This is a genomic window from Pseudohaliea sp. (assembly GCF_040217025.1).
Classification (GTDB): domain Bacteria; phylum Pseudomonadota; class Gammaproteobacteria; order Pseudomonadales; family Halieaceae; genus Pseudohaliea.
Genome location: NZ_JAVJOA010000007.1, coordinates 1 through 13,587, shown reverse-complemented (window position 1 = coordinate 13,587; position 13,587 = coordinate 1). Strand labels below are relative to the sequence as shown.

General features: G+C 69.3%; 12 protein-coding genes and 4 tRNA genes. 8 read left to right on the top strand and 8 right to left on the bottom strand.

What is annotated here, in order from left to right:
* Nucleotides 1-2 precede the first annotated feature (2 nt).
* Complete coding sequence (locus tag RKE50_RS03580; protein WP_350034479.1) at nucleotides 3-1,238, top strand: sterol desaturase family protein; 1,236 nt, start codon at nucleotides 3-5, stop codon at nucleotides 1,236-1,238.
* On the opposite strand, the gene RKE50_RS03575 is transcribed toward RKE50_RS03580, so the two are convergent.
* The 8 genes from RKE50_RS03575 to RKE50_RS03540 all read right to left on the bottom strand — a co-directional run bounded on the left by RKE50_RS03575 (nucleotide 1,228) and on the right by RKE50_RS03540 (nucleotide 10,758).
* Nucleotides 1,228-2,805, bottom strand: a complete 1,578-nt coding sequence (locus RKE50_RS03575) for a cation:proton antiporter domain-containing protein (protein WP_350034477.1) — start codon at nucleotides 2,803-2,805, stop codon at nucleotides 1,228-1,230. The two genes, RKE50_RS03580 and RKE50_RS03575, sit on opposite strands and share 11 nt — an antisense overlap.
* Entirely contained in the window at nucleotides 2,802-3,167 is a 366-nt protein-coding gene (locus tag RKE50_RS03570; RefSeq protein WP_350034476.1) for a hypothetical protein, read from the bottom strand. Before RKE50_RS03570 ends, RKE50_RS03575 begins: the two co-directional genes overlap by 4 nt.
* Nucleotides 3,168-3,256: 89 nt before the next feature.
* Entirely contained in the window at nucleotides 3,257-4,153 is an 897-nt protein-coding gene (locus tag RKE50_RS03565; RefSeq protein WP_350034474.1) for a hydroxymethylglutaryl-CoA lyase, read from the bottom strand.
* Complete coding sequence (locus RKE50_RS03560; protein WP_350034472.1) at nucleotides 4,150-6,240, bottom strand: acetyl-CoA carboxylase biotin carboxylase subunit; 2,091 nt, start codon at nucleotides 6,238-6,240, stop codon at nucleotides 4,150-4,152. Before RKE50_RS03560 ends, RKE50_RS03565 begins: the two co-directional genes overlap by 4 nt.
* 1 nt (nucleotide 6,241) lies before the next feature.
* The gene (locus RKE50_RS03555; protein WP_350034471.1) at nucleotides 6,242-7,048 is read right to left on the bottom strand and encodes an enoyl-CoA hydratase/isomerase family protein; all 807 of its coding nucleotides are present in this window, start codon (nucleotides 7,046-7,048) and stop codon (nucleotides 6,242-6,244) included.
* Between the two features lie 491 nt (nucleotides 7,049-7,539).
* Entirely contained in the window at nucleotides 7,540-9,147 is a 1,608-nt protein-coding gene (locus tag RKE50_RS03550) for a carboxyl transferase domain-containing protein (RefSeq protein WP_350034469.1), read from the bottom strand.
* 10 nt (nucleotides 9,148-9,157) lie between these two features.
* Nucleotides 9,158-10,327, bottom strand: a complete 1,170-nt coding sequence (locus RKE50_RS03545; RefSeq protein ID WP_350034468.1) for an isovaleryl-CoA dehydrogenase — start codon at nucleotides 10,325-10,327, stop codon at nucleotides 9,158-9,160.
* On the bottom strand, nucleotides 10,324-10,758 hold the full coding sequence (locus tag RKE50_RS03540; RefSeq protein ID WP_350034466.1) for a MerR family transcriptional regulator: 435 nt from the start codon (nucleotides 10,756-10,758) through the stop codon (nucleotides 10,324-10,326). Before RKE50_RS03540 ends, RKE50_RS03545 begins: the two co-directional genes overlap by 4 nt.
* A 132-nt stretch (nucleotides 10,759-10,890) precedes the next feature.
* Between RKE50_RS03540 and birA the strand changes: the two genes are divergently transcribed.
* The 7 genes from birA to RKE50_RS03505 form a co-directional block, all read left to right on the top strand.
* Nucleotides 10,891-11,865, top strand: a complete 975-nt coding sequence (gene birA, locus RKE50_RS03535; protein WP_350034464.1) for a bifunctional biotin--[acetyl-CoA-carboxylase] ligase/biotin operon repressor BirA — start codon at nucleotides 10,891-10,893, stop codon at nucleotides 11,863-11,865.
* The gene (locus RKE50_RS03530; protein ID WP_350034462.1) at nucleotides 11,865-12,617 is read left to right on the top strand and encodes a type III pantothenate kinase; all 753 of its coding nucleotides are present in this window, start codon (nucleotides 11,865-11,867) and stop codon (nucleotides 12,615-12,617) included. The genes birA and RKE50_RS03530 overlap by 1 nt, the downstream gene beginning before the upstream one ends.
* A gap of 36 nt (nucleotides 12,618-12,653) precedes the next feature.
* Nucleotides 12,654-12,729 (top strand) — tRNA-Thr (locus RKE50_RS03525).
* A gap of 111 nt (nucleotides 12,730-12,840) precedes the next feature.
* Nucleotides 12,841-12,924, top strand: a tRNA-Tyr gene (locus RKE50_RS03520).
* A 253-nt stretch (nucleotides 12,925-13,177) separates the two neighbouring features.
* A tRNA-Gly gene (locus RKE50_RS03515) sits at nucleotides 13,178-13,251 on the top strand.
* 16 nt (nucleotides 13,252-13,267) lie between these two features.
* Nucleotides 13,268-13,343, top strand: a tRNA-Thr gene (locus RKE50_RS03510).
* A gap of 102 nt (nucleotides 13,344-13,445) precedes the next feature.
* Nucleotides 13,446-13,587, top strand: a 142-nt coding sequence (locus RKE50_RS03505) for a GTP-binding protein (protein WP_350034460.1), incomplete at its 3' end; no start/stop codon positions are given.

The window sequence follows — 13,587 nt, the reverse complement described above, 5'->3', positions numbered from 1 at the left end:
GCATGGACCTGGTCGTTTACGCCGTACCCCTGTTCATCGCCGCCATGCTGGTCGAGCTGGCCTGGGGGCTGCGCACGGGGCGCAATACCTACCGCGTCAACGACGCCGTCGGCAGCCTGTTCCTGGGCACGCTCAGCCAGGCCCGGCGTTTCGTCACCCTCGGCGTCGGCGGTCTCGTCTACCACTGGGTGGGCGAGAGCCTCGCCATCGCCCGGCTCGATGCGGGCCACTGGGTGACCTGGGTCTTCGCGTTCGTCCTTTACGACTTCTGCTACTACTGGCTGCACCGCCTGGGCCACGAGCGGACGATCCTCTGGGCGGCGCATGTCGCCCACCACCAGAGCGAGGACTACAACCTCTCCACGGCCCTTCGCCAGACCAGCACCGGCTTCCTCCTCGGCTGGATCTTCTACCTGCCGCTGTTCTTCGCCGGGGTGCCGGCCGAGGTGTTCGTCACCGTCGGCTCCCTGAACCTCATCTACCAGTTCTGGGTGCATACGCAGCACGTGGGCAAGCTCGGCTGGTACGAGTGGATTTTCGTAACGCCTTCCAACCACCGGGTGCACCACGCCCAGAACGACCGCTATGTCGACCGCAATTACGGTGGCGTGTTCATACTCTGGGACCGGCTCTTCGGCACCTTCCAGGAGGAGCTCGACGACGAGCCCTGCATCTACGGCATCCGCGGTCCGATTCACAGCTTCAACCCGGTGAAGGCGCTCACCCACATCTATGTCGATATGGTCCGCGACAGCTGGCGGGCAGAGCGCCGGGGCGACAAGCTCAAGGTCTGGGTGGCGCGCACGGGCTGGCGCCCCGCAGACGTGGAAGCATCGGACCCGCGGCCCAAGCCCGATCTCGCCCGCTTCCAGCGCTTCGACCCGGCGGTGGCTGCCGGCGTGCCCGCCTACGGGCTCTGCCAGCTGGTCGCCGTGGTGGCGCTGCTGGCCTACATGCAGTGGACGACCCTCGGCTACGCCCAGGGCGTTATCCTGTGGGCGGTGATGATCGCCACGACGGTCACCACGGCCTTCTGGCTGCAGGCCATGGCGCCGCACCGGGCCGTGGCCTGGGATGCGCTGCGGCTGTTCGCGGCCGCGCCGGCGCTCGCGTGGGCCGGTGCCGGGTCGCTGCCCTTCCTCACCGCGGCGGCGGCCTACCTGGCGGCGAATGCGCTCGCGCTGCCCTGGCTCTGGCGGCGGGCGCCGCTGCCTGCGACGATGACCCCTACCCCCTAGCCTCGGACCGGGCCGGCCGTTCCAGCACCCGCAGGGCGTGGGTACCGAAGCCGGCGCCCGCCTCGGCGAACAGGTTGAAGGTGGAAATACCCTTGCTCTCGAGCTCTTTCGCCTCTTCCGCGAAGCGCACCACCGCTGCCACGTCGCCCCGGTAGCCGAGGCCGTCCAGCAGGCGCACCACCAGCATGTTCTCCTGGTGGTTGGTGAGCGCGAGGAGGATTAACTCCACCTTGTCGAGGTCCAGGCGTGCCCAGAAGTCCGGGTCCGACGCGTCCGCCGCCTCGACCCGCCGATGCATGGCGCGGTGCACGGCCAGCTTGCGGTCGTTGTCGTCCACGCCCAGGACCTGCCAGCCATAGCGCTGGGCGAGCGTCTCGTAGGCGCCGGTGCCGATGTTGCCCATGCCGAGCACCAGCACTTTCACGTCGCGGGTATCGCCGTGGGTCGCCTGCACCCGGGTAGACTCGAAGCGGGCCAGCTGCTCCCGGTGTCGCCGGTAGAGGCTGTGCGAGAGACTGTTCAGCGGTGCGGCGAGGGTGAAGCTGACCGCGATGGCGATGGACAGCGCCGCACTCCAGGCCGGCTCCACCCAGCCGGCGCTGGCCGCGACGGCCACCACGATGAGGCCGAACTCCGAGTGGTTGGCCAGCGCATTGGCCGCAAGCAGCGCCGTGCGCGGCGGCGTGTGCAGCCAGGTGAGCAGCGGGAAGTAGAGCAGGGGTTTCAGGAGCGCCAGGGCACCGAGGACCGCCGCCAGCACCATGACCTCGGGCGCAGGCCAGCCGCCGAGGCCAATGGACAGGAAGAAGCCCACCAGGAACAGGTCCTTGAACAGCATCAGGTTGTAGGACAGTTCCTTTGCTTTCTGGTCCCCGGCGAGCAGGGCGCCGATGAGCAGGGCGCCCAGGTCGCCCTTGATGCCCACGGCCTCGCAGACGCTCGCGGTGCCGAAGGCGAGGGCGAGGCCGAAGAGGGTGAACAATTCACCGTGTCCCGCCAGGGCAAGCAGCCGCAGCAGCAACGGCCGCAGGGGAATGGCCAGCAGCAGGAGTAAGGCCGCGGGCTGCGGCACCTTGCCGGTGGTGAAGGCGAGGAAGAGCACCGCGGCCAGGTCCTGGATGATGAGGATGCCGACGGCGAGATTGGCGTGGCGGGAGGCCATCTCGCCGCGTTCCTGCATGATCTGGATGACGAAGACGGTACTCGAGAAGGTAAAAGCGAAGGCGATCACCAGCTTTGCGCCGAGGTCCAGCCCCAGCTGCGGGAACAGCTGCGCCACGCCCCAGAGCACGCCGAGAAAGAATCCCTGCGTGGCTGCCATGTGCAGCAGCGTCGTGCCCCAGATGTGGGTTTTCAGAAGGTCCCGCAATTGCAGCTTTAGGCCGATCGTGAACAGCAGCAGGGTCACGCCGAGGTCCGCGAGCGTCGCCAGGATCGCCCCGCCGTAGACGTCCAGTTCGTGCAGCACGAAGCCGGCGGCGAGGTAGCCCACCAGCGCCGGCAGGCCAATGGCCCGGGCCAGCATGCCCGTGGCGAGGGCGGTGAGAATAATGAGCGGATCGATCATGGTGCCGGCGCGTGGCGGGCCTGCCAGAGCAGGCCGAGGGCACAGACCGTGACCAGCAGGTCGGCCCCCGTGCGCAGCTGCTCCCAGCTGGGGACCGGGACCGGCGCAAAGGCCAGCCAGGCCCGGGCGCCACAGACGGCAGCCGCCAGGGCCAGGGCGAAGCGGGATACGCCGTACAGCCCAAGGCCGAGCAGCAGGTAGCAGCCTCCGGCCAGCGCCGTGAGCAGTACCGGCGCTCCGAGGTCGAAGACCCATAGCATGGCGACCTGCGCGAGCCCCGCCGCGGTCACGAAGGTGGCGGTGGCGATGCGCAGCGGTGGTGGCGTGGTCACGGGCATGGCCGGGAAGGTAGCACAGGCCATCGCGGCGGAGGAGTCCGTCCCGGGGTGGGCGGGGGTGGAGCGGGCTCGCTGCGTCCGGCGCCTAGCGGCGCCGCCGGCCGTTTCTCCGCTCAGCCGCTGCTCCGGGCCAGGGCGACTCGGGAACCGCTCGGCCGCCCGAGGAACCCGCTGATGCGGTTGCCGGCGGCGACAAGTCGATCGAGGTCCACGCCCGTGTCGAGGCCAAGACCCTCGAGGAGATAGACCACGTCCTCGGTGGCGACGTTGCCCGAGGCACCGGGCGCGTAGGGACAGCCGCCGAGGCCGGCCACGGAGGCATCGATGCGGCGGATGCCTCGGTCCACGGCGGCGAGGATGTTGGCGAGCGCCTGGCCATAGGTATCGTGGCAGTGCACGGCGAGCTGCGCCGTGCCGAAGGCGCCGAGCAGTTCCTCCAGCAGCGCGCGCATCCCGCCCGCGGTGCCGACACCGATGGTGTCGCCAAGGGACACCTCGTAGCAGCCGAGCTCGAGCAGGTCGCCGGTTACCGCGGCAACCGCGGCCGGGGCGATGGCTCCTTCGTACGGGCAGCCCAGCACGCAAGAGACGTACCCGCGCACGGGAATACCCGCGGCTTCCGCCGCGGCCATGACCGGGCGGAACCGGTCGATACTCTCGGCGATGCTGCAGTTGATGTTTTTCTGCGAGAAACTCTCCGAGGCCGCGGCGAACACCGCGACTTCATCCGCCCCGGCGGCCGCGGCCCGCTCGAAGCCGCGTAGGTTGGGCGTGAGCGCCGCATAGCGGACCCCTGGCCGGCGCGTGATGGCGGCAAACAGCATCTCGCTGTCGGCCATCTGCGGTATCCATTTCGGGTTCACGAAGCTGCCCGCCTCGATCACGGTGAGCCCCGCGTCCGCGAGGTCCTCGACGAGCCGCTGCTTCACCGCCAGCGGCAGCTCGCCCGGCTCGTTCTGCAGGCCGTCCCGCGGGCCGACCTCGATCAACGTGGCGCGGTCGTCACTCATGCCGCCGCCTCCGCCGGGCTGAAGTCCACGAGTGCCGCGCCGCCGTCCACCAGGTCGCCGGCGGCGAAGCGGAAGCTGTCCACGGTACCGTCAACCGGCGCTTTTACCGTGTGCTCCATTTTCATGGCCTCCAGGATCATGAGCGGCGTACCGGCGCGCACCGTGGCACCGGGCTCGGCGAGCAGGGCGATCACCCGGCCGTTCATGGGTGCCGTCAGGCCGGCCAGGGCGCCGGCACCCCCGCCCTCGCCGGTATCCGGCGCTACGACGTGGAAGGGACAGGCCCGGTCCGGGAAGAACAGGGTCCAGCCCGGGGACGCCTCGACCAGCAGGGCGCGCTGGCGGTGGCCGTCCAGGGTCAGGTCGAGTTCGAGGGTGCCGCCTGCAGCGGCTTGCGGCCAGGCCCTCCTCTTAGCAAGCGCCGCTCCCGCCGGGACTGCACCCACAGCCAGCGTTTCGCCGGCTCCCGGGGGCGCTGCGTCCTCGCGTTGAGCGCGGTTGGCGCCGTGAATGCGATACTGCCCGGCGCCGAGATGCTCGACGATCACGCTGTGGTCCGCCCCGTGGCAGTGCAGGATCATCGGCTGCCGGTGCAGGGCATTCATGCGCCAGCCGCCCACCGCCGCCCAGGGGCTGTGCGGGTCGCCGGCCGGGGCGCCGGTCGCCTCGGCCTGCCGGCAGGCCAGGGCGGCCGCGCAGGCCGCGATATCCCGGGCCACGGTGCCGGGCGCGTCGCGGAAAATCGCCTCCCGGTGGCGCTCGATGAAGCCCGTGTCGAGCTGCGCCTCGCGGAAGGCTGCCGTGGTAGCGAGGTTGTAGAGGAAGCCGAGGTTGGTGACCGTGCCGGCAGTGCGGTAGGCGCGCAGGGCGCCGGCGAGACGGTCCAGGGCCCGGTCCCGGTTTTCGTCCCAGACCACCAGTTTGGCGATCATCGGGTCATAGTGCATGGAGATCTCGTCGCCGCTGCGCACGCCGCTGTCCACGCGCACGTGCCGATCCTCGGCCGGGGGCGCGTGGTAGGTGAGGCGGCCGGTGGCGGGCAGGAAATCCTGCTCTGCATCCTCGGCGTACACGCGGGCCTCGATGGCGTGGCCGCGGATGGTGATCCCGTCCTGTGCCAGCGGCAGCGGCTGGCCGGCGGCCACGCGCAGCTGCCACTCGACGAGGTCCTGCCCGGTGATCAGCTCGGTCACCGGGTGTTCCACCTGCAGCCGGGTGTTCATTTCCATGAAGTAGAACTGCCCGTCCTCGTCGAGGAGAAACTCGACGGTACCCGCGCCGCGATAGTCGATGGCCTTCGCCGCGTCCACGGCTGCCTCGCCCATGCGTGCGCGCAGGGCGGCGTCCACCCCCGGTGCGGGCGCTTCTTCCAGTACCTTCTGGTGCCGGCGCTGCACGGAGCAGTCGCGCTCGGCGAGGTACACCGCGCCGCCGTGGCCGTCGCAGAACACCTGCACCTCCACGTGCCGCGGCCGGCCGAGGTATTTCTCCACCAGCATGCGCTCGTCGCCGAAGCTTGCCGTTGCCTCGCGCTTTGCCGCAGCCAGCGCATCGTCGAAGCCCGCGGCGTTTTCCACCACGCGCATGCCCTTGCCGCCACCGCCGGCGGTTGCCTTGAGCAACACCGGGTAACCCATGCCATCGGCGGCCGCCCGCAGCGTGGCCGCGTCCTGGTCGTCGCCGTGGTAGCCGGGAATCAGCGGCACGCCCGCCGTCTCCATGATCTGCTTGGCCGCAGACTTGCTGCCCATGGCGGCGATGGCGCTCGCCGGCGGGCCGATGAAGACGACGCCGGCGGCCTTGCAGGCCTCGGCGAACGCCGCGTTCTCCGACAGGAAACCGTAGCCCGGGTGAATCGCCTCGGCCCCGGTGCGCCGCGCCGCGGCGAGCACCGCGTCGCCGCGCAGGTAGGATTCCCGCGCCGGCGCCGGCCCCAGGTGCACGGCCTCGTCCGCCAGCTCCACGTGCAGGGCGCTCGCATCCGCGTCGGAATAGACGGCGACGGTGCCGATGCCAAGCTGCCGACAGGTGCGGATCACCCGGCAGGCGATCTCGCCGCGGTTGGCGATGAGTACCTTGCGGAACATCTCAGCTCTCCTCGCCGGTTGGTCCGCGCCAGGCGGGCGCGCGTTTTTCCAGGAAGGCCGACAGCCCCTCCTGCCCTTCCTCGGAGACGCGGATGTGAGCGATGCGTGCGCAGGTATCCTCGATGAGCGATGGTGTCAGCGCAGCCCCGGCCACGCTGCGCACCAGGTTCTTCGCCGCCCGCTGCGCCGCCGGCCCGCCCGCGAGCAGTTCGTCGACCAGCGCCGCGGCGCGAGCCTCCAGTTCGTCGTCTGCGCAGGTCTCGCTGACCAGCCCCAGCCGCAGCGCCGTGGCCGCGTCGAAGGCCTCCCCGGTCAGCATGTAGCGGCCTGCCGCGCGCTCGCCGATGGCCCTGACGACGTAGGGCCCGATGGTCGCGGGGATGAGACCGATACGGACCTCGGACAGCGCAAAGCGCGCCCGATTCCCGGCAAGCGCCATGTCGCAGCAGCTCACCAGTCCGACCGCCCCGCCGAACGCCGCCCCCTGCACGACCGCCACGGTGGGCATGGGCAGCCGGTACAGGTCCTGCAACATGCCCGCCAGCTGCTCGGCATCTTTCATGTTGTGCCCGTAGTCGTACTCGGCCATGCGCCGCATCCACGCAAGGTCACCCCCAGCCGAAAAGTGCTTGCCGGCCCCGCGCAGCACCACCACCCGCACGCTGGCGTTCTCGCGCAGGCTCCGGAATGCCTCCCGCAGTTCGCCGATCACCCCATCGTCAAAGGCATTGTGCTTTTCCTGCCGGTCGAGGGTGACCGTCGCTATGCCTCGTTCGTCGATGTTCGTCGTGACAGTCTGTTCAGTCATTCGAGAATTTCCGATTCAGTGCTTGCGTCGTAAGTGCGGTTCCCTTCGATGCCGGCGCCAGGCCTGGGAAAACCCCTTCGGGATACGCTACAAGCACATCCATGTGCGCTCGGCGCGAGCCATCCATGGCCCGCGACGATCCCGAAGGGGTTTTCCCAGCCCTGGCGCCTGTCGCGGTGCTATTCCCCAAACGCGAGCTGGAATCAAGAGGATCGGAGCTGTTGCTTTCGGTGTTGGCAGAGCCTGCCGAGGGAAGAGGAACGAAACTGCCGCGCTTTATGCTGGCAGGGCCTGCCGGCGGCGCGGGACAGGGTGTGTGGGACCGTCGCCGGCCATGGATGGCCGGCGCCGAGCGCACATGGATGTGCTTGTAGCGTGTCCCACACACCCTGTCCCGCGGCGACGGCATCACGGAGCACCGTATTTGCCCGACCAGATACTCATGCCGGTTCACAGAAGAGAAATCGGAACCTTCAGCCAATTGCATAGCGTCACATCCGAAACACCCCGAACCGCGACTCCGGTATCGGGGCGTTGAGGCTGGCGGAGAGGGCGAGGGCCAGGACCGTGCGGGTGTCCGCGGGGTCGATGACGCCGTCGTCCCAGAGACGGGCGGAGGCGTAGTAGGGGTGGCCCTGGGCCTCGTAGCGGTCGAGGATCGGCTGCTTGAAGGCCTGCTCTTCCTCCGGTGACATGGACTTACCCTCGCGGGCGAGCTGGTCCTGCTTCACCGTGGCGAGGACGCCGGCGGCCTGCTCGCCGCCCATCACCGAGATGCGGGCGTTGGGCCAGAGGAAAAGGAAGCGAGGATCGTAGGCGCGGCCGCACATTGCATAGTTGCCGGCGCCGAAAGAGCCGCCGATGACCACCGTGAACTTGGGGACGTCGGCGCAGGCCACTGCGTGGACCATCTTCGCGCCGTGGCGGGCGATGCCGCCGGCCTCGTACTGGCGCCCGACCATGAAGCCGGTGATGTTCTGCAGGAACACCAGCGGGATTTTGCGCTGGGTGCAGAGCTCGACGAAGTGCGCGCCCTTCACGGCGGACTCCGAGAAAAGGATGCCGTTGTTGGCCACGATGCCCACCGGGTAGCCGTGCAGGCGGGCGAAGCCGCAGACCAGGGTGTCGCCGTAGAGCGCCTTGAACTCGTCGAAATCCGAGCCGTCGACCACGCGGGCGATGACCTCGCGGACGTCGAAGGGACGGCGCGTGTCCGCGGGGATGAGGCGGTACAGGTCGTCGGCGGGGTAGGCCGGGTCGACGGGCTCGGCGACATCCAGGGTGACCTGCTTGCGCCAATTGAGGCGGGCGACGGCGCGGCGCACCAGCTCGACGGCGTGGGCATCGTTGTTGGCGTAGTGGTCCGTGACGCCCGACTCGCGGCAGTGCACGTCCGCGCCGCCGAGGGTTTCCGCGTCCACGACCTCGCCGGTGGCGGCCTTAACCAGCGGCGGGCCGCCGAGGAAGATCGTGCCCTGCTCGCGGACGATGATGGACTCGTCGGCCATGGCCGGCAGGTAGGCGCCGCCGGCGGTGCAGGAGCCGAGCACGGCGGCGATCTGCGGGATGCCGGCGGCGGACATGCGGGCCTGGTTGTAGAAGGCGCGGCCGAAGTGCTCCCGGTCCGGGAAGACCTGGTCCTGCAGGGGCAGGAAGGCGCCGCCGGAGTCGACGAGATACAGGCAGGGGAGGCGGTTCTCGGCGGCGATGCGCTGGGCCCGGTCCTGCTTCTTCACGGTGAGCGGGTAGTAGGTACCGCCCTTCACCGTGGCGTCGTTGACGAAGATCATGCACTCGACGCCCTCGACCCGGCCGATGCCGGTGATGAGACCCGCGCCGGGCACGTCGTCTTCGTAGACCTCGTACGCAGCGAGCTGGGACAGCTCGAGGAACGGCGTGCCGGGGTCGAGGAGGGCTTCGAGGCGCTGCCGCGGCAGCAGCTTGCCGCGCTCCACGTGGCGCGCCCGGGCGCGCTCGCCGCCACCTTCGGCGAGGCGGGCGACCAGGGTGCGCAGGTCTTCCACCTGGGCGCGCAGGGCCTCGGCGTTGGCCTCGGCCTGGGGGCTGTTGAGGTCGGCCTGGCTGGTGAGCTTCGGCATGGTGTCGTCCTCAGGCGGAGGCGTTGAACAGTTCGCGGCCGATGAGCATGCGGCGGATCTCCGAGGTGCCGGCGCCGATCTCGTAGAGCTTGGCGTCGCGCAGCAGGCGCCCGGCGTTCGACTCGTTGGTGTAGCCGAAGCCGCCCAGAGCCTGGATCGCCTCGAGAGCGAGCTGTGTGGCCTTTTCGGCGGTGTAGAGGATCACCGCGGCGCAGTCCTGGCGGGTCTCTTCGCCGCGGTCGCAGGCAGCGGCCACGGCGTAGAGGTAGGCGCGGCAGGCGTTGAGGTCCGCGTACATGTCGGCGAGCTTGCCCTGCATGAGCTGGAAGGTGCCGATGGGCTGGCCGAACTGCTCGCGGGTGTGCAGGTAGGGCAGCACCTCGTCGATACAGGCCTGCATGATGCCCACGGGACCGCCGGAGAGCACGGTACGCTCGTAGTCGAGGCCCGACATGAGAATCTTCACTCCCTCGCCCTCGCCGCGCATGACGTTCTCCGCCGGTACGCGGCAGTCCTCGAAGACCAGTTCGCAGGTGTTGGAGCCGCGCATGCCCAGCTTGTCGAGCTTCGGCGAGCGGGAAAAGCCGGGGAAGTCGCGCTCGACGATGAAGGCGGTGATGCCGCGGGCGCCGGCGGCCGGGTCGGTCTTTGCATAGATGACGTAGACATCGGCATCCGGCCCGTTGGTGATCCACATCTTGTTGCCGTTGAGGACGTACTCGTCGCCGTCGCGGCGGGCGGCCAGCTTCATGGAGACGACGTCCGAGCCGGCATTGGGCTCGGACATGGCCAGGGCTCCCACGTGCTCACCGGTGCAGAGTTTCGGCAGGTACTTCGCCTTCTGTGCCTCGCTGCCGTTCTTCTGGATCTGGTTCAGGCAGAGGTTGGACATGGCGCCATAGGACAGGCCCACGGAGCCGGAGGCGCGGCTGATCTCTTCCATGACGACGCTGTGCGCGAGGTAGCCCATGCCGCTGCCCCCGTAGGCCTCGTCCACGGTGATGCCCAGCAGGCCCAGCTCGCCGAACTTCGGCCAAAGGTCCCCCGGGAACTCGTTGTCGCGGTCGATCTGCGCGGCCCGCGGAGCGATTTCCTTCCGGCAGAACTGGTAGACCGACTGCCGCAGCATGTCGATCTCTTCGCCCAGGCCGAAGTTCAGGGTGGGGTAACCGGTGTTCATGCATGTCTCCTTGCGGGGCTGGCGGTAGCGGCGGCGCGCGCACTGTCCTCGGCGCGGCGGTCTTCGAGGGCGTCGCGGCAGAGGCCTTCGACCTCGTCGAGGCTTTCGAGCATGGCGTCGAGGTCCGCGCGCTGGCGGAGAAGCCGAGCCCGCCGCTCTGCGATGCGTTCGATCAGGGAGGCGAGCTGCGCGGCGTTGCTCGCGCCCGGCTCGTACATGTCGATGATCTCGACACTCTCGGCGAGCGACAGGCCGATGCGCTTGCCGCGGAGGATCAGCTTGATGCGCACCCGGTCCGCGGGGGTATAGCGGCGCTGGCCGCCCTGCCGGCGCGGGTGGACATAGCCCTTTTCCTCGTAGAAGCGGATAGTCCGGGTGGTGATGCCGAATTCCCGGGCCAACTCCGAGATGCTGTAGCTGCCTTCGCTCATGGCCCTGCCTGCGCCAGATCGTTACGCGGGAGTCTAGATCACGTTTACGTTAACGTAAAGCAAGCGGCGCGCGCGGATACAGGCCAGGGCCCCTTGCGGTACGATGCGCGCTCCAAGGCAAGGCGCGATTCCATGGCCCAGGCAGACCTGATCAGGCGGCTCGCGGACGGTGAGTTCCACTCCGGCGAGGTGCTCGCCGGGGAGCTCGGCGTCAGCCGCACTGCGGTGTGGAAGCAGCTCGCCCACCTCGAGGCCTTGGGTATCACGCTTGAGTCCGTGCGCGGCCGCGGCTACCGCATCCCGGGAGGGCTCGACCTGCTCGACGAGACCACCGTGCGCGCGGCCCTGCCCGCCGAAGCCCGATCGCTGCTGGCGGCGCTTTCGATCGTCGACAGCGTGGATTCCACTAACGCCGCGCTGCTGCGCGAGGCGCCGGACCCTGCGGGGCTCGCCCGGGTCTGCGCGGCAGAGCGCCAGCTCGCCGGACGGGGCCGGCGGGGCCGCAGCTGGGCGAGCCCCTTCGCCCGCAATCTCTATGTTTCCGTTGGCTGGACTTTCGCGCAGGGCGCTGCGGCGCTCGAGGGCCTGAGCCTTGCCGTGGGGGTCGCCCTCGCCGAGGCGCTGGCGGATCTCGGCCTCGGCGGGGTCGCCCTGAAGTGGCCGAACGATCTCCTGGCCGGTGACGCCAAGCTCGGGGGCGTGCTCATCGAAATGAGCGGTGACGCCGACGGCCCCTGCCGGGCGGTGGTAGGTATGGGTCTCAACGTGCGCATGCCCGAGGGCGCAGCAAGCACCATCGACCAGCCGTGGACGGATCTCGCAACGCTCTCAGGGGGTGTGCCGCCCTCGCGCAGCCTGCTGCTGGCGGCGGTGCTGGGGCGCGTGCTGCCCCTGCTCGGTGCCTTCGGCAGCCAGGGCTTCGAGCCCTGGCGGACACGCTGGGAAGCGCTGGACGCCTTTGCCGGTGCGCCGGTGCAGGTGCTCTCCGGTGAGACCCGGCTCGCGGGTGTTGCCCGCGGCGTGGACGAGCGCGGCGCCCTGCGCCTCGAGACCACCACCGGCCTGCGCCCGATCCACGGGGGCGAGGTGTCCCTGAGGCGGCGGTAATGAGCGGGCACGCCATCCTGCAACTGGACCTCGGCAACAGCCGCCTGAAGTGGCGCCTCATCGGGGGCGACGCGGGTTCGGGTGCTGAAGCGGTGCTGGGCCGCGGCGCCTGCGCGCCGACGGACGAGGCCTGGCTGGCGCAGCCAGCAACCGTTGTCGGCGTGCAGGTCGCCAGCGTGGCCAGCGAGGTGACGGAAGCCGCGCTCGCCGGGCGCGTCCGTGACCGCTTCGCTGTCGAGCCCTGGTTTGCCCGCGCCACCGCGCGTAGCGGCGACCTCGTCAACAGTTATGCGGACCCCCAGCGCATGGGTGTCGACCGCTGGCTGGCCATGGCCGCGGCCCGGGCCCGGTGCCGCGAGCGGCTCTGTGTCGTCGACGCGGGCTCGGCGCTGACCATCGACCTTGTCGCCGCTGACGGCCGCCATGAGGGCGGCTACATCATTCCCGGCGCGGCGCTCATGGCAAGAGCGCTCCTTGCAGATACCGATCGCGTGCGCTTCGAAGCGGGCGCGGCCGACTCGCTTGCCCCCGGATGCTCCACCGCCGACTGTGTGCACCGCGGGATCGCGCTGGCCCAGGCGGGTGCGCTTCAGCTGGCGCTGGCCGAAGCGGCTGCCGGCGGCGAGACGCCGATCGTCATCGCGAGCGGCGGCGGGGGCGAGGCGCTTCTCGCGCTGACGCCCGGGACCCGCGCCGAGTACCGGCAGGACCTGGTGTTCGAGGGCCTGGCTCTCGCGGCTCGGATTGCATGACGAGCCGCTTTCCGCCTACTATCGCGCTCTCACTTGGCTGGCGTAGCTCAGTAGGTAGAGCAGCTGATTTGTAATCAGCCGGTCGGGGGTTCGATTCCTCTCGCCAGCTCCACGTCCCGGCGGGTTTCGCGGCTCTACAGCAGCTGGGACGCCCGCGGCGCCTCATTGACCGTCAAAAGCGGTTGACAAGGCCATGCACCCTCTGGACAATGTGCCGCCTTCCGGAGGGGTTCCCGAGTGGCCAAAGGGATCAGACTGTAAATCTGACGCGAAAGCTTCGGTGGTTCGAATCCACCCCCCTCCACCATATGGACAGTGTTATCAACGGCTTGTCGCCACTCGAGAGTCGTTGACGGGAAGGTGTGGAACGGTGGATTCGGACCGGTTCGAGCGAGGCGCAGGGCGCCGAGCAGCGCCGCCGCAGGCGGTGACCCGGCGGGAGCGGGCCGAAGGTCCGAGTCATCCACCCCCTTCCACCAGAAAATGTTTGAAGATCAGCGGCTTGCGCGGTACCGGGGCGGCTGGTTTGCAGCTTGGGTTGCGAGGCGACGGTTTAACGGGCGGGTATAGTTCAATGGTAGAACCTCAGCCTTCCAAGCTGATGATGCGGGTTCGATTCCCGCTACCCGCTCCAGAAGGGCAAGGGTAAGGCTCATATAGCTCAGTCGGTAGAGCACTTCCTTGGTAAGGAAGAGGTCACCGGTTCAAGTCCGGTTATGAGCTCCATTCCCTGCTCTTTTTTTATGCAGCGGTAGCCGGTCGCCGGCGACCCGCCGGGATTGACGTACAGATCGTGGCGCCTGCCGCCGTGGAAAGGAGACTGTTGGAATGGGAAAGGAAACTTTTGAGCGCGCGAAGCCCCACGTCAACGTGGGCACCATCGGTCACGTTGACCACGGCAAGACGACGCTGACGGCGGCGCTGACGCGGGTATGCGCGGAAGTCTGGGGCGGTTCGGCGGTGGCGTTCG

What these genes read in the sequence shown, in the direction of transcription:
- RKE50_RS03580 (WP_350034479.1), top strand. Translation starts at nt 3, where the DNA reads ATGGACCTGGTCGTTTACGCCGTACCCCTGTTCATCGCCGCCATGCTG.
- RKE50_RS03575 (WP_350034477.1), bottom strand. Translation starts at nt 2,805, where the DNA reads ATGATCGATCCGCTCATTATTCTCACCGCCCTCGCCACGGGCATGCTG.
- RKE50_RS03570 (WP_350034476.1), bottom strand. Translation starts at nt 3,167, where the DNA reads ATGGCCTGTGCTACCTTCCCGGCCATGCCCGTGACCACGCCACCACCG.
- RKE50_RS03565 (WP_350034474.1), bottom strand. Translation starts at nt 4,153, where the DNA reads ATGAGTGACGACCGCGCCACGTTGATCGAGGTCGGCCCGCGGGACGGC.
- RKE50_RS03560 (WP_350034472.1), bottom strand. Translation starts at nt 6,240, where the DNA reads ATGTTCCGCAAGGTACTCATCGCCAACCGCGGCGAGATCGCCTGCCGG.
- RKE50_RS03555 (WP_350034471.1), bottom strand. Translation starts at nt 7,048, where the DNA reads ATGACTGAACAGACTGTCACGACGAACATCGACGAACGAGGCATAGCG.
- RKE50_RS03550 (WP_350034469.1), bottom strand. Translation starts at nt 9,147, where the DNA reads ATGCCGAAGCTCACCAGCCAGGCCGACCTCAACAGCCCCCAGGCCGAG.
- RKE50_RS03545 (WP_350034468.1), bottom strand. Translation starts at nt 10,327, where the DNA reads ATGAACACCGGTTACCCCACCCTGAACTTCGGCCTGGGCGAAGAGATC.
- RKE50_RS03540 (WP_350034466.1), bottom strand. Translation starts at nt 10,758, where the DNA reads ATGAGCGAAGGCAGCTACAGCATCTCGGAGTTGGCCCGGGAATTCGGC.
- birA (WP_350034464.1), top strand. Translation starts at nt 10,891, where the DNA reads ATGGCCCAGGCAGACCTGATCAGGCGGCTCGCGGACGGTGAGTTCCAC.
- RKE50_RS03530 (WP_350034462.1), top strand. Translation starts at nt 11,865, where the DNA reads ATGAGCGGGCACGCCATCCTGCAACTGGACCTCGGCAACAGCCGCCTG.